Source organism: Idiomarina solivarensis, assembly GCF_033052755.1.
Classification (GTDB): Bacteria; Pseudomonadota; Gammaproteobacteria; order Enterobacterales; family Alteromonadaceae; genus Idiomarina.
On the sequence record NZ_JAVFHZ010000005.1, the window covers coordinates 213,129 to 234,180 of the forward strand.

A 21,052-nucleotide genomic window follows, 5' to 3' on the forward strand; every position below is an offset into this window, starting at 1 on the left:
CTTAATTAAGCAGTGATTTTATCGGCAAGCTGCGCGAGTAAGCCTTCGCGCAGTGCACCGGTTGTGACTTCAAATTTATCGACATCGAGTGTTTTTAATACCGCGAAGAGTATCGTGATCCCACCGACTAAAACGGCTCTTCTGTCCTCTCGTAAGCCAGCAAAACTAAGGCGTTGAACCCGTCCTTGCTCAGTACAGCGTTGAATTAGCTGCCCTAACCATTCCCGTGTGAGTACTTGTTGCCCTTCTGCTGCGGCAATTTCACTTACCGCACGAAAAGTACCGGAGGCTCCTAATACTCTTAACCAGCCATGGTGTTGGTAGTCCTGAGTGTGCGGGGAGAGTCGCTTTTCTGCGAGTTGAATGGCTTGGTCGATACGGGTTTTATCAATGATGCCGTCTTTGAAAAAACGGTTTTGAAAAACCACGCAGCCCATATCAAGGCTATTGAGCACATTCGGCCGGGGACCGTTACCCGCTATAATTTCAGTACTGGCTCCGCCAATATCAATGACGAGTACTTTGTCACGGCATTGAGAGGCACTGCACACGCCAGCATAAATCAGTTCTGCTTCACGATCGCCCGTAATCACCTCAATAGGGGAGCCTAGCGCGGCCTCAAATTCATCGAGAAGCGCTTTTTGGTTACTCGCTTTACGCAGAGCTGCCGTGGCCACGGCTTTAACCTCATGAGGCTGGAATCGCTGGATCTCTTTGGCAAATAATTTAAGGCAGTCGACGCCACGAGAAATAGCCTGACCGTCTATTTTGTCATTGTCATCCAGACCATCAGCTAAACGAACTTTTTGCTTATGGCGGGCGAGAATTCGGGGTTTAGGGAAAAATCCCGTCATAGAAACCTCTGCCATCAACAAGTGGAAACTGTTGGATCCCATGTCGATGGCAGCAAGTTTGCGTTTCTTTGCAGGCATATATTACGACGCGTTGCGCGGTGGTCCTGAGCGACGCCCCCGAGGCTTGCCTTTACCGCCGCCGGAGTTGTGGCGACGACGACGCTGTACAGGGCGCGGACGTCTTAAGTCCGACAATAACGCATCAGGGTCGTACTTAGTGACCGGAATAGCATGACCCGTGTAGTCTTCAATTGCCGGCAAATTATAGACGTACTCTTCACATGCCAGGCTGATAGCGGCACCGCTAGCACCGGCTCGACCAGTTCGGCCAATACGGTGAACATAGTCTTCGCAGTCATCCGGCAAGTCAAAGTTATAAACATGAGTCACTTCTGGTATGTGAAGACCTCGAGCGGCAACGTCGGTAGCGACTAAAAAGTCGAGTTTACCTTCAGCAAAATCTTCCAGAATGCGTAAGCGTTTTTTCTGCGGAACATCGCCGGTTAATAGTCCTGCGCGGTGCTCGTTAGCAACCAACCAGCCGTGAACTTTCTCACAACCGTGTTTGGTGTTAGCAAAAACAATGGCTTTGTCAGGCCAGTCTTCTTCAATCAGCGTAAGCAGTAATGGGAACTTCTCTGGTTTTGATGGATAGAAAAGCTCTTCGGTGACGCGAGTGGCCGTTTTTTGTGACGGTTCAACCTCTAGCTTCGTCGGCGCATTCATGTGTTCGTAAGCTAATTCCTGAACACGATAAGAGAGTGTCGCTGAGAACAAAAGGTTTAAACGTTTGGTCGGTTCCGGCATTTTCTGCAACAGGTAGCGAATGTCATCGATAAAGCCAAGATCAAACATACGGTCCGCTTCGTCCAGTACGACAACGTCTATGTCGTTTAGACTGAATAGGCCTTGCTTGTAAAAGTCGATAAGCCGGCCTGTTGTGCCAACCAGAATATCGGGCTGCGCCGCAAGCTGTTCTTTTTGACCTTCGTAGCCTTCGCCGCCGTATATAACACCCATTTTCAAGCCGCAATGCTCAATAAGCGCTTCGGCATCGTTTGCTATCTGAATAGCAAGCTCTCGAGTGGGGGCCATAATGAGTGCGCGAGGACCAGATTCGGTTTTTTCGGACGATTCGTTCTGCATTAAGCGGTTGAAAGTCGCCAACAGAAATGCCAAGGTTTTCCCTGTACCTGTCTGGGCCTGACCGGCAACATCGCGCTCAGAGAGAGCAACGGGCAGACTTAACGCCTGAATTGGAGTACAATACTCAAATCCGGCACTGGATAAAGCCAGCTGAATTTTGGGATGAAGCGCCAAATCAGCAAAGCGAGTTTCGGTAAGATGTGTTTTAGTCATAAGTTATAAGCATATCAGTTTGCGCTTGTATTCAAAAACAGAAATAATACTATTCTAATATTTCCACGCGAAGAAAGTAGCGGAGAGTACCATGAGTGACGCAATAGTTCAGCTAAGTGATGACAGTTTTGATGCTGATGTCATTAATTCCGATAAACCCGTATTAGTCGACTTTTGGGCTGAGTGGTGTGGTCCATGCAAAATGGTAGCGCCTATTCTTGATGACATTGCCAGCGAATACGCTGACAAATTGGTTATTGGTAAGCTGAATGTCGACCATAATGAACAAACACCGCCTAAATATAATATTCGAGGCATTCCAACGTTGTTATTATTTAAAGGTGGAGAAGTGGTTGGAACCAAGGTGGGTGCACTATCACGCGCTCAGCTGACTGAATTTCTTGACCAGAATATCTAACGATTGTCAAAAAACGGCGTGTTATGCGCCGTTTTTGTTGAGAAAACTGGACGAATCGTTTTTTTGGTGGTAACTTCTGCTCATTAACTGTTCATACGGGTTCACCCACTCCACCGGTTAACCTGTTTTTAAATGAAACTTCTGTTTCTGGTTTCGCATTTCGCGAATTCCGAAAGTTCCAATTGTTTTACTTTCTAGAGTCAAATTAAAAAAGGCTTTGTGTTCAATCGATAACTCGAAAACCCTCCTATGAATCTAACAGAACTTAAAGACAAACCCGTAAACGAGCTAGTACAGCTCGCGGACTCAATGGGCCTTGAGAATATGGCCCGCTTACGCAAGCAAGACATCATTTTCGCTATCTTAAAAGCGCATGCCAAAAGTGGTGAAGACATTTATGGTGGCGGTGTGCTGGAAATTCTGCAGGATGGCTTTGGCTTCTTGCGTTCGGCAGACTCCTCCTATTTGGCCGGGCCTGATGACATTTATGTATCACCAAGCCAAATTCGCCGTTTTAACCTGCGCACGGGTGACACTATAGGCGGCAAGATAAGACCGCCGAAAGACAGCGAACGTTATTTTGCTCTCCTTAAAATCCGTGAAGTTAACTTCGACAAGCCTGAAAACTCCCGTAATAAAATCTTATTTGAAAACTTAACACCGCTGCATGCGGATGAGCGTTTTCATCTTGAGCGCGGTAATGGCAGCAAAGAAGACATCACTGCGCGGGTATTGGATTTATCGGCGCCTATTGGTAAAGGGCAGCGTGGTCTGATTGTTGCGCCGCCAAAAGCGGGTAAAACGTTACTGCTGCAAAATATCGCGACGTCTATTGCCGCCAACCATCCTGATGCTGAGCTGATTGTTTTGCTGATTGATGAGCGTCCGGAAGAAGTCACCGAGATGCACCGTCTGGTGCACGGTGAAGTGGTTGCTTCTACCTTTGATGAACCAGCCAGCCGCCACGTTCAGGTAGCTGAAATGGTTATCGAAAAAGCGAAACGCCTGGTTGAGCACAAAAAAGACGTGGTGATTTTGCTTGACTCTATTACTCGTCTGGCTCGTGCTTACAACACCGTTATTCCTAGCTCGGGTAAAGTCTTAACGGGTGGTGTCGATGCGAACGCATTGCATAAACCGAAGCGTTTCTTTGGTGCTGCGCGTAACGTCGAAGAAGGTGGTAGTTTAACCATTATCGCAACGGCACTTATCGATACCGGCTCGAAGATGGATGAAGTCATCTACGAAGAGTTTAAAGGTACCGGTAACATGGAGCTGCACCTGAACCGTAAGTTGGCTGAACGTCGTGTGTTCCCGGCTATCGACTTTAATCGCTCCGGTACACGTCGTGAAGAGTTGCTGACCACTCCGGACGAGCTTCAGAAAATGTGGATCCTGCGTAAAATCATGCACCCTATGGGTGAAGTTGAAGCCATGGAATTTTTGATTGACCGCTTGCAGATGACCAAAACTAATGACGAATTCTTCGAATCGATGAAACGTCAACGCAACAGCTAAGTGGCGTATGAAATATCAAGATCTGCGTGATTTCATTGCGCTCCTGGAGGAGCGCGGTGAACTTAAACGCATACAACAGCCTATTGATCCCTACCTTGAAATTACCGAAATATCCGATCGCACATTGAAAGCAGAAGGCCCCGCCCTGCTGTTTGAAAACGTGAAAGGTCATGATATGCCGGTGCTCGCGAACTTATTCGGTACGCCGGACCGGGTGGCGTTAGGTATGGGTCAGGAGTCGGTTACCGCGTTACGAGATGTAGGTAAGTTACTGGCGTTTTTAAAAGAACCGGAGCCTCCCAAGGGCTTTCGCGACGCCTTGAATTTACTGCCTAAGTACAAAAAAGTACTGAGCATGTCGCCGAAAACCATCAAAAAGGCACCTTGCCAACAAGTAGTCATGAGTGGTGATGAGGTCGATTTAACCAAACTGCCCATTCAGCACTGTTGGCCGGGCGATGTTGCGCCATTAGTGACCTGGGGTCTTACGGTTACTCGGGGTCCGCATAAAGAGCGGCAAAATCTAGGCATTTATCGTCAGCAACTCTTGGGCCCTAACAAGCTTATTATGCGTTGGTTATCTCATAGAGGCGGTGCGCTGGACTTTCAAGAGTGGTGCCAGCAGCATCCGGGCGAGAAGTTCCCTGTATCGGTGGCCCTAGGTGCCGATCCTGCTACTATTCTGGGGGCGGTAACGCCAGTACCCGACAGCTTATCGGAATACGCTTTTGCCGGGTTGCTGCGCGACAGTAAAACCGAAGTGACGTCGTGTTTGAGTAATGACTTACAAGTGCCGGCTCACGCGGAAATGATTTTGGAAGGTTATATTGAACCGGGCGAAATGGCTCCGGAAGGCCCTTATGGCGACCATACCGGTTATTATAACGAAGTGGATGAGTTCCCGGTGTTTACCGTCACTCATATCACCCATCGTAAAGATCCTATCTATCACAGTACCTATACGGGTCGTCCGCCGGATGAACCTGCTGTATTGGGTGTGGCGCTAAATGAAGTCTTTATTCCGTTGCTGCAGAAGCAGTTCCCGGAAATTGTCGATTTTTATTTACCACCAGAAGGCTGTTCGTACCGTTTGGCCGTAGTCACAATGAAGAAGCAGTATCAGGGTCATGCCAAGCGTGTGATGATGGGGGTCTGGTCCTTTTTGCGTCAGTTTATGTACACCAAATTTGTCATCGTGTGTGATGACGACGTCAATGCTCGTGACTGGAAAGATGTTATCTGGGCTATGACGACCCGAATGGATCCTGCGCGTGATACGACCCTGGTCGAAAATACGCCAATAGATTACCTTGACTTTGCTTCGCCGGTTTCCGGACTGGGCTCAAAGATGGGAATGGATGCAACCAACAAGTGGCCGGGCGAAACCGACCGTGAGTGGGGCGAACCTATTGTCATGAGTGACGAGGTGAAACAGCGTATTGACGAGCTGTGGGACGAATTGAATATTATGGAGTCGTGAATGAGTCAACAAATGACCTGTAAAGCCGAAATATCGCGTCAGCTAGCGGATGCTGTGTGGGAAGTGCGTTTGCAGCTGCCGCAACCGGTAGAGTTTAAAGCAGGCCAGTATTTGATGGTGGTAATGGACGAGAGAGACAAGCGACCTTTTAGTATCGCTTCATGCCCCTCCAATAAAAGTGAGTGGTTACTTCATGTAGGTGCAACGCCGGATAACAGCTACGCAATGGAAGTCTTGGATAAAATTCGCGCCGACGGTGAGTTAGAGATTGAAGCTCCTGATGGTGTTGCCTTTTACCGCCAGGAAAATACCAAGCCCGCCGTGCTAATTGCTGGTGGTACAGGTTTTTCCTATGCCTATTCTATTCTGCAGCAACATTTGCGTTTGTCACCCGAGCGGCCTTTAACGCTCTATTGGGGTGCAAAAAGCTTAAGCGATCTCTATTTGCATGACGAGCTGGAACGTCTGGCAAGTGAATACAAGCACTTTGATTACCACCCGGTGGTAGAAGACGCTAAAAACCAATGGCCCTATTCCATTGGGCTAGTGCATCATGCGGTCATGGCTCGAGAGAAAAATTTGCCAGAATGTGAAATTTATATGGCGGGGCGTTTTGAAATGGTGCGCGTGATTCGCGATGACTTTGTCGCTAAAGATGTGCCGTTAGAAAATCTTTACGGTGACGCGTTGTCCTTTATTTGATTGCACTGAAAGTAAATTTGTTTAACTAACGAGCTGCGTTATACTGACGCCGCTTTACCAAGGGGTGCCGGCAACGGCTGAGATGCGAGAGCGAACCCTTAAAACCTGATCCGGTTAATACTGGCGTAGGGATGGTAGAAAACCCGTCTAATACAGCCTTACCGGATCGTTTCTGACTTTGTTTTGAGGAAATGATCCATGAAAATAATCCAACCCTATTTAGCCGCTAGTTTGGCTATCGCTTTACCGGCTTTGCCTGTGTTCGCTTATGCAGCAGATGAGACCGAAAAGAAACAAGAGATAGAAATTATTGAGGTTAGTGGTGACTTTCATCAGCGTACGCTAAACGAAACCACCAGCAGCGTTTCTATTCTTAATAAAGAAGCAATGCAACAGCGTCACTCCCAGCATTTGCAGGACACTCTGAATAGCTTTGCTAATGTGAATTTTTCTGGTGGTACTTCAACGGCACGGTTCATTCAAATTCGCGGCATTGGTGAGCGCTCTCAGTTTGTCGATCCGGTGACGCCGTCGGTGGGCTTAATCATTGATGGCATCGATTACAGTGGCTTAGGCAGTGCAGCCTCGCTGTTCGATATTAATCACGTGGAAGTGTTTCGCGGGCCACAAAGCGGACGTTTTGGCGTTAATGCTATGGCCGGTTTGTTGTTATTGGAAAGTACTGCGCCAAGCCGCGATTTTAATGGACAGTTTCAGTTGTCGGCTGGAAACTACTCTGAAGCTATGGGTGGCCTCGCTATGGGTGGACATCTTGGTGCGTTAGGTAATGCCCGTTTTTCGGTCAGTCAGTTTCAGCAAGACGGTTATATGGAAAATACTTATTTGAACCGTGATGACACCGAACAGCGTGATGAGTTAACGGCGCGATTCCTGCTGGATACCGAACTGAGTCAAGACTGGTTGCTGCAAACCGTGGTGCATTATAACGATGTCGACAATGGCTATGACGCCTTCAGCCTCGATAACACTCGGGAAACGTTGTCAGATGAACCCGGTTTTGACCGGCTGGAAAGCCAGGCCTTACGTTTACAATTGAGCTATCTGGGGTTTTCCAACAGTCGTTTGGAAATGTCGGTCAACCAGCTGAATGCTGATACTGGGTATGCCTACGACGAAGACTGGACTTACGAAGGTATTGCACCGGGTTGGGAATATTCTTCTTTCGACGCGTACTTCCGCGAACGGGATGATAAAACGGCCGAAATTCGTTGGTTATCGGATAAACCGGAAGCCTTACTTGGTGTTGATAGTGAATGGGTCGCCGGACTGTATTATTACGATAAGTCTGTGGCATTAACCCGCGATTATTTTAACTGGGATTTAGGTCAGCCTGATATTTTTGAAAGCGAGTATGACAGCGAACACATGGCAGTTTACGGTGAATTGACTCAGCATTGGACCGAGCGGGTCAGCACCATAACGGGGTTACGGGTCGAACGCTATAATAATGACTATCTTGATAGTCGGGGCATTGCCGAGCAACCAGAGGACACCATGGTGGGCGGTAACTTTAGCGTACGTTACCAGGCGTCAGAAGAAAGCTATGTGTACGCAACGTTGGCCCGTGGCTATAAATCGGGTGGCGTCAATGGCGAAGCCCTGGGCAAGGCACGTGATCAGGGCCTGGAAGAGTTGGAGAATTATCTGCTTGAGCGTTCAACCTTCGCTCCGGAAGTCCTTTGGAGTGCAGAGTTTGGTGTTAAAGGCAGCAGCTCGGATGGGCGTTTAACGTCGAGAGTCACCGCATTTTACCACTGGCGGGACGACGTCCAGCTAAAAGGCTGGGTGAATCGCGATCAGTCTTTTGTTGGTTACATTGAAAACGCTGCTGAAGGCAGAGGATATGGCCTGGAAGCTGAAATTCGCAACCAGTTTACAGATTGGTTAACTTTTTTTGCCTCCGCAGGCTGGCTACAAACTGAAATTCAGGGTTTTGTCACTGAAAGTGGTATCGACATGACTGGACGTGAGCAGGCGCAGGCCCCTAACTACCAGTTCAATGTCGGTCTTGAAGGCTGGCTGGGCGAGAATTTCCAGTGGGTCGTGCAAGCCGATGGGAAAGATGAATTTTATTTCTCGGATTCGCACAATCAGAAGGCCGATAGCATGGCGGTGATGCATCTTGCATTAAACTATTACTATCAAAATTGGCGCGTTAGCTTGTGGGGACGTAATTTAACGGATGAAGATTATGCCATTCGGGGCTTTTACTTTGGCAACGATCCGCGCAATGAGTATGTGCCTGAAACCTATGTTCAGTATGGCGAACCGCGCCGATTTGGTATTACTGTCAGCAAATCGTTTTAAGGGAGTACTTTATGCAAATTTCTGTAGAAATGTCGCTGTATCCGTTAGCTGATAATTACCTAAGCACCATTCAGGATTTTATCGAACGCTTAAATCAGCATTCTGAATTGACCGTTATAACCAACACAATGAGTACCCAGGTGTTTGGTGAAATGCAGGATGTTATGCGTATTCTAGGCAATGAAATGGAACGGCTTTATCAGGATGTGCCTTCTAATGTGTTGGTTTGTAAGTTCATTAATAAAGACCTGAGGCCAGGCGATGCTTGAGTCCTGGCTAGAGCAACTAATGGCAAGTTCCCCGTGGGAATTGACGGCATTAGTTCTGGCACTGGGTTACTTGGTGTTAGCAGCGCATCAGCGACAATGGTGCTGGGCCGCTGCCGCACTCAGCTGTTCCATTTATGCTATTTTATTCTGGCAGGGCCGGTTGTATATGGAGTCGCTATTGCAGGCTGTTTACATTGCTTTGGCAGGGTACGGCTGGTGGCAATGGCAGCGTCAGCAAAGCGCTGCAAAGGAGAGCCCGGATGGCGCTAAGTATCCGCTGCGCTGGCACCTTGTGCAGTGGGCCTGGCTGGTTCCCTTAGCGGCTCTTATTGCTTATTCGCTGTCCGCTTATACGGATGCCGATGCGGTCTGGTTAGACACTTACACAACGGTATTTAGTTTACTGGCAACTTGGCTTGTCACGAAAAAGGCTTATGAAACCTGGTGGTATTGGCTAGTCATCGACAGTGTTTATGTTTATTTGTACGCCAGTAAAGGCTTTGTGGCGACAGCCCTGTTGTTTGTCGTGTATTTGGCCTTGGTTGTTTATGCTATGTGGCGCTGGCGTCTGGATAATCAATTATCATCTGCGGGCGAAGCCGGGTGATTGCTCAACCGTTTAAAGTGCAACCTCTGAGTTCCGGGCAATCCAATCAAACCTTACGGTTGATATCGGATTCTGGAGACTATGTATTGAAGTGCTGGCGCAATGAGCGGTTATTTGCGGTCGACCGGCGGCTTGAAGTTGCCATTCAACAGCATTTGGCGCAGGATTCGCTCGCTCCGCATCTGGTTGATTATCACATTGAACAAGGCTGGCTTTTACAGCCTTACCTTCAGGCTCCGTCGTTACAGCAGGCCAGGTTATCCGCTCTAGCTAAAGCTGGCGTGCTTGCAGAGACCCTGGCCAAAATTCATTCCGTAAGGGTTGATGTCCCGCATTGGTCGATGGCAAATCGGGTAGAGCACTATTTGCAGCAACTGCGCTTATTTAACGGATCTCTGGCCGCCGATATGCGTCGCCAATTGCGGCCTATGAAGGCCCTGTTAGAGGACTGGCTTAAGAATCCTGTACTCTGCCATAACGATTTATCGATGAATCATGTGCTAATGGCTGACTCGATAAAAGTTATCGACTGGGAGTACGCCGGTATTGGGCATCCCCTGTTTGACATTGCCAGCACGATAAAAATAAACCAGCTCAGTCATGATATGACGGCCCGGTTAATTTCCGACTACGAAAAAATAACGCGGTATCAAATTGATCGTCAGCACTTAGCTCAGTGGTGCGAGTTTGTAGATTGGCTGAATGAAATATGGCAGCATCTACTACGACAAGCCTCTTAAAGTGAGCACAGTGACAAAATGACTGATAGAAAACTGACCGAGCGGGTTTACGGCTATTTAGCCGAAGACGAAGACGCTCGAGTATGTAAAGACATTCCTGAATCGGCCTGCAACGATCAACCGCGCGCGTTTGTTTTGATGCTGCTGTCGCTAACCCTGACAAAACTGGGCGACAGTCTGGTCAGTGCACGCCTTGTTTTGCCCTGGATGTTGAGTTCACTTGGTGCTCCGGCTTTATTTATTAGTGCTTTAGTACCGTTGCGCGAGTCGTTAGCGTTGCTGCCGCAGCTGTTTGTTGCTCAACAACTTCGTCAGCAGCCCGTGCGTAAGTGGTTTTGGGTCGCCGGGAGTCTCGGACAGGCACTGTCATTACTGGCGATGCTATTTGCGGTAGCGACACTGGATACTTCTATGTTGGGCTGGTCAGTAGTGATTTTGTTGGCCATATTCAGCTTATCGCGCGGTATCTGCTCGGTCGCAAATAAAGATGTGACCGGAAAAACGGTGTCTAAAACACGACGAGGACGCTTGTCCGGTGTTGCTGCATCAACCGCGGGCTTGCTCACGTTGCTAACGGCTTTGGTCATCATCCTTGCACCACAAATGGACGGTCAGCGTTGGCTGTTTGTCGCATTGCTGGGTACCGGCGTTGCGCTCTGGGTCATGGCAGCTCTGCTTTATTCTGGAATACCGGAAGTTGCCGGCGCAACCGAAGGAGGGGGAAACGCATTAACTGAGGCCTTGAAATCAATGTCTTTGTTGTGGCGTAACCGGCAGTTTGGGCACTTTGTTATTTCTCGTGCCTTATTGGTTGCGGCCGCTTTTGCAATACCTTATATCGTGGTACTCATTCAGCGTCAGGGAGAGTCCGAACTGACCAGCTTAGGCAGTCTGATGCTCGCCAGCGGGCTTGCAGGCTTGCTGGCCGGACGGTTCTGGGGGCGCTGGTCGGATGCTGCCAGCAATCACGTTATGGCGGCAGCGTCGATTATGTCGACTTTAGTGATGGGGACCGCCTTAGGGCTCTATTATTACCTGCCCAGTGCGCTCGGACTGCAATGGGTGGCGGGGTTATTGTTGTTTTGTTCGGCTGTGGCTCACCATGGTGCCCGGGTTGGCCGAAAAACGTATCTGGTGGATATGGCAACGCAGGAGAACCGAGCTCAGCTTACCGCCGTGTCTAATACAGTGATGGGTGTTGTGCTTTTAGCGGGACTTCTGCTTGGATGGGTGGATGCCGCATACGGCGTTGCCGCCGTTTTGTGGGTGTTAGCCGCGATAGGAATTTTAGCGACGCTGGCGGCACTAAAACTGCCAGACGTATCCGGCGACACGTCTGGCTAGTTGCGGCGGAATTCTTATTTATTTCCCGCGAATAACCGCGTAAAGCCCAATAATAACAGCGGCAACACCACCAATTAGATACCAAATGGTGTTGTCAGTTGGTTGATTAGTGGTCATTTGCGACACTTCAGAGACCAACGACTGAGAGGCCTCATAGGAAAAATACAGTAAAATAACACCAACCACTAATAGAACAATACCTACGATACGAGTCATAACGTCTTCCTTTTTTGTGTTAACAACTTATCAATATAAAGCAGCCTGCAATATCTTCAAGCTTCCTTACACAGTATTGACTTATGTCAATTGATATATTCCATTTCCGTTAAATGTCAGTAACTGTTAAAAGGCTGATCGCGTTTAAAACTAAAATAACAAAATTAAGGCAAAACTATGAGCAGAGCGTCTTTCAAACCGGGATATTTAGCACTGTCTTTATCAGTAGCGTTCACATTGCCAAATACGGTGTTAGCGCAACAAGAAGACAGTAATGCAACGTCTGATAAACCGATGGAGCGTATTGTCACCCTGGGGTCACGTGTCAACGGTCGAACAGCCACTGAATCGACTTCACCTATCGATATTATTTCTGCTGAACAGCTCATAAGTACCGGGGCGACTGAACTCGGTAAGGCTCTGCAGATGAGTGCGCCATCGTTTAATTTTTCCAGTACCACTATCTCTGATGGTTCAGATATCATTCGTCCGGCAACACTGCGTGGACTTAACCCTGATCAGGTGTTGGTTTTAGTCAACGGTAAACGCCGACACCAACAGGCGCTCGTGAACGTCCAGGAAACTATCGGTAAAGGCTCTGCGGGTTATGACATTAACGCGATCCCTATTACTGCCGTTGAACGCGTCGAAATTTTGCGCGATGGAGCTGCTGCTCAATATGGTTCAGACGCTATAGCCGGTGTAATTAATATTACGCTGAAAAGTTCTGAAGGTGGCATTGTGTCAGCGGAAGCAGGACAAACCTACGAGGGCGATGGCGAAGTCAATACCATCGGCCTGAATTTTGGTGTGGCATCTGATAAAGGCTTTTTTAACGGAACATTAGAATACCGCGATAGGGGCATGACCAACAGAGCATCGCCGGCAACGGCTTCGCTGATCGGTAATTGGCTCTCGCCTGAGGGAGAGCCGGTAGTTCGCCTGCATATTGGCGACGCCGACTCCGAAAATATATACGCGTGGTTTAACTCCGGTTACAACTTAACGAATACGACTCAATTGTACGCGTTTGGGGGGATTTCTAATCGCGATGGGGCTTCCTCCGGATTCTTCCGTGGCCGCGGGCATCCCAGAACTATTGAGGCTCTTTATCCCGATGGCTTTCTGCCAGCCCTGAAAACAGAAGCTGACGACCAGTCTTTAGTGGTTGGAGTGCGGGGAGATTTACCTAACGCCTGGTTATGGGATGCCAGTGTCGTGTATGGGCAAAATCAATTTGGCTTTAACTCGTCAAACTCAGCCAATGTCAGTTGGTATTACGAACCGCATCCTGATGGTGGGATATATGGAGAGACGCCAACTTCGGCCTTTGATGGTGAATTAATTTTTGAGCAAACCACTTTCAACTTGGACTTTAATGGAACAGTTGATATTGCGAATGAACTGCTCTATTTAGCCGTTGGCCTGGAAATGCGTCAGGACGGATATGAGATTAATCCGGGTGATCCGGTATCCTGGGCTTACGGCCGTACAAACGATCCAAGTATCGAGATTGTGACTCCCTCCGGGGCAGGAGCTGAGGCCGGTATACAAGGCTTCCCGGGCTTTAGCCCAAGTCAGGCGGTGGATGCTACTCGCGACAGCTATGGTGTTTATGCCGATGCGGAATATTATGTGACGCCGGAGTTTTTGTTGGCCGGGGCGGTGCGTTACGAAGACTATGATATAGCCGGTGATAATATCTCAGGTAAGTTGTCCGCACGGTATGATATCGATAGTGACTTTTCTGTTCGCGGCACGGTTGCTACTGGTTTCAGAGCTCCTGGGGTGCAGCAAATCTACTACAGCCAAGTCTTAACCAATATTGTTAACGGCACATTGGTTGAAACGGGAACTATTGCCAACGATGATGAGGTGGCACGCCAATTTGGTATTAAACAACTGGAAGAAGAAACCTCTGAAAGCGTGAGCTTAGGTCTTATTAAGCGCTTTGACAGTGGTTTTGATCTGACGATGGATTTTTATCAAATTAATATCGAGGACCGCATTGTTTTGTCGGAGTCTCTCACTGCTAGTGTGGGCGCAGAATTTGGTGAGATCCTGGAAGACAATAACCTGGGGGCCGCTCAGTTCTTCACAAACTCAGTGGATACTAAGACGACAGGTCTGGATATTATTGCCTCTTATCCAACAGAACTTTTGGACGGTAGCTTGAATTTGACTGCCGCTATGAGTTTCATGAATACAGACGTTGAACAGGTTAATTCGGTGTCTTCGTTAATTCCGGGTGACCAAATCTTCAACGACACGCAGGTTTTGCGTCTTGAAGAAGGACAACCCAGTGAAAAAGCTACGTTAAGTGGTGACTGGACTCGTAATGCCTGGAATGTGAATGTCGCCTTCAATTACTTTGGTGCCGTTGAAGGTCAAGCTTTTACGGGTGTTCGTCATGAATGGAGTGGTAAATGGTTAACGGATCTTTCTGTTGGCTATGACTTTACTGACAGTTTAAGTGTTCGTATTGGTGCAAATAACCTGTTTGATACTTACCCCGATGAATGGGGCAGTGCCGGTTCGCCATTCTCTGATGCTGGCTTTAAATATGGTTGGGAAACTCTTCCGTTTGGTGTTAACGGTGGTTACTACTACGCTCGTCTAAATTACACTTTTTAAGGCAAAGCAATAAAAAAACGCCCCAACATTTGGGGCGTTTTTACATTCAGATTAAATTAATTACCCATATAGGATGTGAGCATCCAGGCAGTCTTTTCCTGTTCTTTAATATAATCACTCATTAGTGCATTAGTACCTTCATCACCCGCTTCATCCGAGAGTTCAAGAATCTCACGCTGTAAACGAATGGTTGTCTGGTAGCTGTCCAAAATATTTGCAACACAAGCACGGCCTTCGTGTACGTCTTTTACTTCTTCGATTTCGCTGTTCTTAATGTAGGTAGAATACGCATGTTGAGGGCGTTGGCCTACCGTCAGAATACGTTCTGCTATTTCGTCAATTTTCAGCAGTAAGTCATCGTAGGTTTCTTCGAATTTAGCGTGCAGCTCAAAAAAACGCTCGCCTTTAATATTCCAGTGAAAACCGCGAACATTCATGTAAAAAACTTGGTAGTTCGACAGTAGCTCATTCAGCTTGTCGCCAAGTTGCTCTGCTTTTTTCTGGTCTAAACCAATAACGCTTAACTGTTTCATAAAACCCTCCTTTGTCATCGTTATGCTTTAACAATAGTCGAATCATAGAGTTAAAGAAAGCGATGAAAACCGATAAAGCTGACAGCTAAAGTCGATAACTGTCAGCTAATACTTACATAAGGAATACGGGCATGCAGTGAGTTAGATCAACTCAAGCGTTCGACCTTACCGTCGCGAATGTGTTTCTCTCCGCGGGCTTTAGCGAGCTGGATTTGACGTTCACGTTCAGCAAAACGTTCTTTTTGCTCGGCTGAGGTTTTGTCGTAGCAATGAGGGCAACTGACGCCCTTCTGGTAATGCTCCGATTGCATTTCTTCTTCGGTGATGGGCATTCTGCAGGCGTAGCATTGATCGTATTCGCCCTGCTCCAGACCATGCTTAACAGTGACTCGCTGATCAAAGACAAAACATTCGCCATTCCAGCGGCTGTTGTTTTCCGGCATCATCTCCAGGTATTTCAGAATCCCACCTTTTAGATGATAAACCTCATCGAAGCCTTGCTCCTTTAAGTAAGCCGTTGATTTTTCACAGCGGATACCGCCAGTACAGAACATAGCGACTTTTTTATGCTTGTCCGGATTCAGGTGCTGTTTTACGTATTCTGGAAATTCACGGAAAGTATCGGTTTTGGGGTTTACCGCACCTTCAAAAGTGCCTACGGCGTATTCGTATTCATTGCGGGTATCAATCACCAAAACCTCAGGGTCGGCAATAAGGTCGTTCCACTTATCCGGATCGACGTAGGTTCCGGCGGAACTTTTCGGGTCAACCCAGTCGACGCCTAACGTAACGATTTCTTTCTTCAGCTTCACCTTGGTACGGTAAAAGGCTTGTTCATCACTAGGGGATTCTTTGTGGTCGATGTCGGCGAAACGCTCATCAGAGCGCAGGTAATCAAGCACGTTATCAATGGCTTCTCGGGTACCGCAGACAGTGCCGTTAATGCCTTCACGAGCTAACAACAAAGTCCCTTTCACGTCGTTTGCAATGAGTGTTTGGTATAATGGCTCACGCAGTTCTTTATAGTCATTGAGCTCAACAAACTTGTACAATGCCGCACAAATATACATATCATGTTACCTTTTTCAGCGGTCCGGAACGTAAATCCGGAGCCTTTATTTAAAATCGTGGGTCAGTAAATCGCGCGGATTATACCGTTTTGATCCCAACAAGCGCAAATCACGGAGCAGTAACAAGCATGGTCAGCGACGCTTTATTTTTCGGTCTGGTACTTTTATCAGCCGCCACGTCTTTATTAACGGCGGTGGCTGGCGCCGGCGGTGGCGCTGTACTGATTGGCATGATGGCACTCGTTTTACCGGGGAGTGCGGTTATTCCTGTACATGGTCTGGTGCAAATGGGCTCTAACATTGGTCGAACCGGACTGTCCTGGAGCCATATTCATTGGCCAACGGTTGCCTGGTTTGTGCCCTTTGGTTTGTTGGGCACCTTTATTGGTAGCTTGTTGCTGGTTCAGCTGCCGACTCACTTCCTGCAAGTGACCATTGCGTTGTTCTTAGTTTGGCTAACCTGGGGACCTAGGTTGCCACCAAGCTTTCGCGGTCGGGCCGGGCTAGTCGGCGGCGGTTTATTAACTGGGTTTATTTCCTTGTTTGTGGGCGCTTCAGGGCCCCTGGTGGCCGCCTTTGTGAAAGCGCGCTTCAGTGAGAGGCTGCAAACTGTGGCGACATTTTCTGCAGTAATGACCATGCAGCATGCACCGAAAGCACTGGTGTTTGGCATGGCCGGGTTTGTATTCCATGACTGGTTACCTTTGGTGCTGGCAATGATTGCAGCCGGCTTCGTCGGTACTTGGATAGGTTTGCGTTGGCTGAAAAAAATTACTAACCAACGCTTTGACCAATTGTTCCGCCTAATTATTACCTTGCTGGCTTTGCGCTTGCTTTGGGTCGCGCTTGAGCCGTTTATCCCAGCGTTGTCGAGCATAACGTCTTAGGCTGGGGATATTATCGGTTTCATCCATAATGGGTGTGCCCAGTATGGTTTCGATAATATCCTCCAGGGTAATGAGACCCAGCCAGCTGCCGTGCTCATCGTAAACCAGAGCCATATGCTGACGCTCTTTTATTAGGTAGCTCATTAAAGCTTCGACGCTGACGGTTTCAGTCACAACTTCAACGGGTCGCACAATGTCTTTCAGTAAGTCCGTTTCACTGGCATCGAGCACGTCGCTGCGAAAAACAATGCCCTGAGGTTCTTCATCGTTATCAATAACCGGATAGCGCGAGAAAGGCATCTTCCTAATTCTCTCGCTAACCTCGGTCATACTTAAATCGGGTCGTATAGATTCGCATACGGTTCGCGGTGTCATTACTTCCCGTACGCGAATTTCATGTAAATCGAGAATATTCAGAATCACCCGACGCTCATCGTCATCTAATGCTTTTTCTTCGTGACCAATGGTCGCCATCGCTTTAATTTCAGAGCGCACATCAATGTCGGCTTCTTCATTACCAATACGTTTAGTGATTTGATCGGAAAGCCAAATAAAGGGCTTAAGCGATAAAATCATAAAGTTCAATATCGGCGGCAGCATAGGAGCTATAGGGCGCCAAAACTTAGCTCCAATGGTTTTAGGGATAATTTCCGAAAGGATCAGAATAAGCAATGTCATGACAGCTGACGCAACCCCCAGGTAACCGTCACCGAAAACAATTCCGACCTGGGCTCCTACGCCGGCTGCACCTGCCGTATGGGCTATGGTGTTGAGTGTGAGTATGGCCGCCAGCGGTTTGTCGATAGAATCTTTTAATCGGCGTAATTGTTGATGAGTTTTAGGGTGTGACTCTTTTAAATGTGCGATGTAGCTGGGTGTTACCGACAAAAGAGCGGCTTCTAAGACGGAGCAAATGAACGAAACACCAATGGCGATAACGGCAAAAACAATAAGCAGGAGCATGAATACCTTAAGGAGCTACAAAAATTGCATTAGTAATAACATACTTCCGGCCAGAATTAGAATTGACCAACCAACTGGGCCTGCGTATTTACCCCATAACCTTTCAGTATAAGGGCCTAACCAGATTACGATGAGTGCTAACACGTAATAGCGCAGAGCCCGGGCGATGCCAGCAGCGAACAGAAACAGAGACAACGGGTAGTCGCCGGCTCCTGCTGCTAACATAGCGACTTGAAACGGAACTGGGGTTACGCCTACTAAGAAAATGGCTGTGAAACCATCTTGTTTTAGCGTTTGCTGAAATTCCTGATAATAGTCCTGAAGCGAAAGGTAATTTATAAACCACTGACCCGCCGTATCAAACAGTGCAGAGCCAATATAATAGCCTGCAACGGAACCCACTAAAAAACCAGCCAATGCAACGGTCGAAATCAGCCATATCCGGTTACGCTCAAGCACCATGTAGGGTATTAAAATTAATTCCAGCGCAATAGGAAGCACGGTGGCCTCTAAAGCGGATAGAAAAAATAAAAGGATCAGTGCATGCGGTGAGCTGGCAAGTTTCTGATACCATTGTTGTGTCTTGGTGTTTTCTTTCATTGGCGCGTCAACACAGTATTTTCGATAGCATTTATCGGCTCAGTGTAGCGTGATTTTTTTGCAAATAGGGATCGAAGCCGTTAAAACTTACGTAAACTTTGCACTTAAACCGTTACTGTTAAAAGGTTATTCAGAATGAAATATAACGGAAGCCCGACGTTTTCACACGGGCAGGCAGAAAAAATTGGCGTGTTGGTTACTAATTTAGGCACCCCGCAAGCGCCGACAAAAAAGGCGCTAAAGCCCTATCTAAAAGAGTTTCTGTCTGACCCCAGAGTGGTTGAAGTACCGAGGTTACTTTGGTTCTTGATATTGAACGGTGTGATTCTTCGGTTTCGTCCAAAGCGTTCGGCTCAGGCCTACGAAACGGTCTGGACGGAGCGCGGCTCTCCTCTTTTATTTCATACTCAGGACCAGGCTTCTGCTATTGAGAAAAAGCTAAAAGAAACCTGGGGCAATAATATTGTGGTTAATTTTGCTATGCGTTACGGCAGCCCCGCGTTGGGTGATACGGTCGAAAAAATGATGCAGCAAGGCGTTCGTAAACTGTTGGTGCTTCCTTTGTATCCGCAGTATTCAGCCTCAACAACCGCTTCTACTTTTGATGCGCTGGCGAAAGATTTTACTCAGCGTCGCTGGTTACCTGAGTTACGCTTTATTACTCATTACCATGACTTCCCTCCCTTTATTGAAGCGGCAGCGAAGCGCATAGAGAGGCATTGGGAACAACAGGGGCGAGCCGATAAGTTGTTGTTTTCTTATCACGGTATTCCGTTACGCTACTTAAAAAATGGTGACCCATATCATTGTGAGTGCTACAAAACCTCTCGTTTATTGGCTGAGCGCCTGGGGCTTGGAAAGGACGAGTATTTGACCACATTCCAGTCACGTTTTGGACGTGAAGAATGGTTGCAGCCATACACCGATATGACTATGAAAGCGTTACCAGGAAAAGGCGTGAAGTCTGTTCAGGTATTCTGTCCAGGTTTTTCTTCTGACTGTTTAGAAACGGTTGAAGAAATTGGCGAAGAAAATCGCGAGTACTTTATGGAAAGTGGTGGTGAACGGTACGAATATATATCTGCACTGAATGCAGAAGAAGAACACATTAGTGCGCTGACGCAACTGATTGAGAATAACTTACAAGGCTGGTCGGTTGAGGACGTATCGGAGCTGCGGCAGCAACGAGCGGATGAGGTTAAAAATCAGAGCTTACCTTATGATCACTGAAGGAGACCGCTTTGGCACGTAGAAACTCTTTTGGTAAGCCCTTCATGTTTATTGCATGGGGGCTTGCTCTTGCTATGCTGGTTTGGTTTTTCGAAGACAAACTACAGCAACAGTTTAATCCGAATGCGCAGGTCCAAAGTCGTATCGATAATGGGCGAGTTACAGTGATGCTTGAGCAAAATCGCATGGGTCACTACGTTGCTCGCGGTCAGGTTAATGGGCAACCGGTTACGTTTCTACTTGATACGGGAGCAACTTTGGTCGCTGTTCCCGAAGATTTGGCTCAAAAGCTGGGGTTGCGTAAAGGCAGGCAGGGTATGTCCCAAACTGCGAATGGCCGCGTCATAACCTATCGGACAGAAATTGACCGGTTAGAGCTGGGTGAAATTGAGCTGAATGACGTTGCTGCTTCTATTACACCGGGGATGGACGGTGAGGTGATACTGTTGGGTATGAGTGCCCTGAAAGAGTTTGAGTTAATCCAAAAAGGGGATACCCTTACTCTGCGTTATTAAGAAAAGCCGAAGCCACTGAGCGAACCGCTTGAATGGGCAGCTCGCCAGCAGGCTTGCGAGAATGACAGGTGACGTTATTTGATATCGGTAAGCCTCAGGTAAGGGCGTAACGTTTTCCAGCCTTGTGGAAACTTCTGTTTGGCATCTTCGTCACTGACGGTGGGGCGAATAATAACCGAGTCACCGGGCATCCAGTCTGCCGGGCAGGCAACTTCTTCACGGTCTGTTGTTTGCAGAGCGTCGATAACACGTAAGATTTCATTAAAGTTACGACCTACTGTCATAGGATAGGTCATGATCAGCCGGATTTTTTGATTCGGATCGATAATAAAGACTGAACGGACGGTCGCTGTAGCACTTTCGTTCGGATGAATCATGTTGTAAAGCTCAGCAACTTTTAGCTCTTTATCGGCAACGATAGGAAACTCCAGCACCGTATTTTGCGTCTCGTTAACATCGTTGATCCAGCCTTTGTGCGCATCAACCGTATCAGTCGACAGGCCCAAAGGTTTTACATTGCGCTTTTCGAACTCTGGTGCAAGTTGTGCCGTTCTGCCCATTTCTGTTGTGCAAACGGGTGTGTAGTCAGCGGGATGGCTGAAAAAGAATACCCATGACCCTTTTGCCCAGTCGTGAAATTTTATCGAACCCTGAGTCGTATCAATGGTAAAGTCTGGTGCAGTATCGCCAATACGTAATGTCATAAAAGTGGCTCCTAAAATAGTGGTTGATAACTGTTGTTTGTCTCATTTAAATAATAGCTTACTGGTGACATTACAAGGCAA

21 protein-coding genes and 1 riboswitch are annotated in these 21,052 nt (G+C 47.7%); of the genes, 13 read left to right on the top strand and 8 right to left on the bottom strand.

Features of this window, described 5'->3' with window-relative positions:
- Positions 1–5: 5 nt before the first annotated feature.
- A complete protein-coding gene (locus RBK99_RS10125) occupies positions 6–932 on the bottom strand; it encodes a Ppx/GppA phosphatase family protein (protein ID WP_317504486.1) in 927 nt (308 codons plus the stop codon).
- Positions 933–935: 3 nt separating this feature from the next.
- Positions 936–2,213: an ATP-dependent RNA helicase RhlB gene (rhlB, locus tag RBK99_RS10130; RefSeq protein ID WP_317504487.1), complete on the bottom strand. Its 1,278-nt coding sequence runs from the start codon at positions 2,211–2,213 to the stop codon at positions 936–938.
- A gap of 91 nt (positions 2,214–2,304) precedes the next feature.
- Here rhlB and trxA point away from each other — a divergent pair, with 91 nt between their 5' ends.
- The 9 genes from trxA (at position 2,305) to RBK99_RS10175 (ending at position 11,619) form a co-directional block, all read left to right on the top strand.
- Complete coding sequence (gene trxA, locus RBK99_RS10135; RefSeq protein ID WP_317504488.1) at positions 2,305–2,631, top strand: thioredoxin TrxA; 327 nt, start codon at positions 2,305–2,307, stop codon at positions 2,629–2,631.
- 249 nt (positions 2,632–2,880) lie between these two features.
- On the top strand, positions 2,881–4,149 hold the full coding sequence (rho, locus tag RBK99_RS10140) for a transcription termination factor Rho (protein ID WP_317504489.1): 1,269 nt from the start codon (positions 2,881–2,883) through the stop codon (positions 4,147–4,149).
- 7 nt (positions 4,150–4,156) lie between these two features.
- Complete coding sequence (gene ubiD / locus RBK99_RS10145) at positions 4,157–5,629, top strand: 4-hydroxy-3-polyprenylbenzoate decarboxylase (protein WP_317504490.1); 1,473 nt, start codon at positions 4,157–4,159, stop codon at positions 5,627–5,629.
- Positions 5,630–6,331: an NAD(P)H-flavin reductase gene (fre, locus tag RBK99_RS10150; protein ID WP_317504491.1), complete on the top strand. Its 702-nt coding sequence runs from the start codon at positions 5,630–5,632 to the stop codon at positions 6,329–6,331.
- A 50-nt stretch (positions 6,332–6,381) separates the two neighbouring features.
- Positions 6,382–6,480: riboswitch (TPP riboswitch) on the top strand.
- Positions 6,481–6,529: 49 nt separating this feature from the next.
- Positions 6,530–8,659 (top strand): TonB-dependent receptor, encoded by a 2,130-nt coding sequence (locus RBK99_RS10155; protein ID WP_317504492.1) that lies wholly within the window; start codon positions 6,530–6,532, stop codon positions 8,657–8,659.
- A gap of 11 nt (positions 8,660–8,670) precedes the next feature.
- Entirely contained in the window at positions 8,671–8,928 is a 258-nt protein-coding gene (locus tag RBK99_RS10160) for a YkoF family thiamine/hydroxymethylpyrimidine-binding protein (RefSeq protein ID WP_317504493.1), read from the top strand.
- Between the two features lie 19 nt (positions 8,929–8,947).
- The gene (gene pnuC / locus RBK99_RS10165) at positions 8,948–9,535 is read left to right on the top strand and encodes a nicotinamide riboside transporter PnuC (protein WP_317504494.1); all 588 of its coding nucleotides are present in this window, start codon (positions 8,948–8,950) and stop codon (positions 9,533–9,535) included.
- Positions 9,532–10,275: a phosphotransferase gene (locus RBK99_RS10170; protein ID WP_317504495.1), complete on the top strand. Its 744-nt coding sequence runs from the start codon at positions 9,532–9,534 to the stop codon at positions 10,273–10,275. Before pnuC ends, RBK99_RS10170 begins: the two co-directional genes overlap by 4 nt.
- Positions 10,276–10,293: 18 nt before the next feature.
- Complete coding sequence (locus RBK99_RS10175) at positions 10,294–11,619, top strand: MFS transporter (RefSeq protein ID WP_317504496.1); 1,326 nt, start codon at positions 10,294–10,296, stop codon at positions 11,617–11,619.
- An 18-nt stretch (positions 11,620–11,637) separates the two neighbouring features.
- Here the strand turns inward: RBK99_RS10175 and RBK99_RS10180 are convergent, their stop codons facing one another.
- Entirely contained in the window at positions 11,638–11,835 is a 198-nt protein-coding gene (locus RBK99_RS10180) for a DUF3185 family protein (RefSeq protein ID WP_317504497.1), read from the bottom strand.
- A 177-nt stretch (positions 11,836–12,012) separates the two neighbouring features.
- Here RBK99_RS10180 and RBK99_RS10185 point away from each other — a divergent pair, with 177 nt between their 5' ends.
- Positions 12,013–14,469, top strand: a complete 2,457-nt coding sequence (locus tag RBK99_RS10185) for a TonB-dependent receptor plug domain-containing protein (protein ID WP_317504498.1) — start codon at positions 12,013–12,015, stop codon at positions 14,467–14,469.
- Positions 14,470–14,525: 56 nt separating this feature from the next.
- Here the strand turns inward: RBK99_RS10185 and RBK99_RS10190 are convergent, their stop codons facing one another.
- Both RBK99_RS10190 and trhO read right to left on the bottom strand, forming a co-directional pair.
- Positions 14,526–15,002, bottom strand: coding sequence for a Dps family protein (locus RBK99_RS10190; RefSeq protein WP_317504499.1), 477 nt, complete (start codon positions 15,000–15,002; stop codon positions 14,526–14,528).
- Positions 15,003–15,148: 146 nt separating this feature from the next.
- Positions 15,149–16,072, bottom strand: a complete 924-nt coding sequence (gene trhO, locus RBK99_RS10195) for an oxygen-dependent tRNA uridine(34) hydroxylase TrhO (protein ID WP_317504500.1) — start codon at positions 16,070–16,072, stop codon at positions 15,149–15,151.
- 128 nt (positions 16,073–16,200) lie between these two features.
- Here trhO and RBK99_RS10200 point away from each other — a divergent pair, with 128 nt between their 5' ends.
- On the top strand, positions 16,201–16,959 hold the full coding sequence (locus RBK99_RS10200) for a sulfite exporter TauE/SafE family protein (RefSeq protein ID WP_317504501.1): 759 nt from the start codon (positions 16,201–16,203) through the stop codon (positions 16,957–16,959).
- On the opposite strand, the gene RBK99_RS10205 is transcribed toward RBK99_RS10200, so the two are convergent.
- Positions 16,876–17,922 (bottom strand): CNNM domain-containing protein, encoded by a 1,047-nt coding sequence (locus tag RBK99_RS10205; RefSeq protein WP_317504502.1) that lies wholly within the window; start codon positions 17,920–17,922, stop codon positions 16,876–16,878. The two genes, RBK99_RS10200 and RBK99_RS10205, sit on opposite strands and share 84 nt — an antisense overlap.
- A gap of 15 nt (positions 17,923–17,937) precedes the next feature.
- A complete protein-coding gene (locus RBK99_RS10210; RefSeq protein WP_317504503.1) occupies positions 17,938–18,522 on the bottom strand; it encodes a YqaA family protein in 585 nt (194 codons plus the stop codon).
- A gap of 135 nt (positions 18,523–18,657) precedes the next feature.
- Between RBK99_RS10210 and hemH the strand changes: the two genes are divergently transcribed.
- Both hemH and RBK99_RS10220 read left to right on the top strand, forming a co-directional pair.
- Complete coding sequence (gene hemH / locus RBK99_RS10215) at positions 18,658–19,752, top strand: ferrochelatase (RefSeq protein ID WP_317504504.1); 1,095 nt, start codon at positions 18,658–18,660, stop codon at positions 19,750–19,752.
- An 11-nt stretch (positions 19,753–19,763) separates the two neighbouring features.
- Positions 19,764–20,267: a retropepsin-like aspartic protease family protein gene (locus RBK99_RS10220; protein WP_317504505.1), complete on the top strand. Its 504-nt coding sequence runs from the start codon at positions 19,764–19,766 to the stop codon at positions 20,265–20,267.
- 74 nt (positions 20,268–20,341) lie between these two features.
- On the opposite strand, the gene RBK99_RS10225 is transcribed toward RBK99_RS10220, so the two are convergent.
- Positions 20,342–20,971 carry a peroxiredoxin gene (locus RBK99_RS10225; protein ID WP_317504506.1) on the bottom strand — a complete coding sequence of 210 codons (630 nt, stop codon included), beginning with the start codon at positions 20,969–20,971 and terminating at the stop codon, positions 20,342–20,344.
- Between the last annotated feature and the right edge of the window lie 81 nt (positions 20,972–21,052).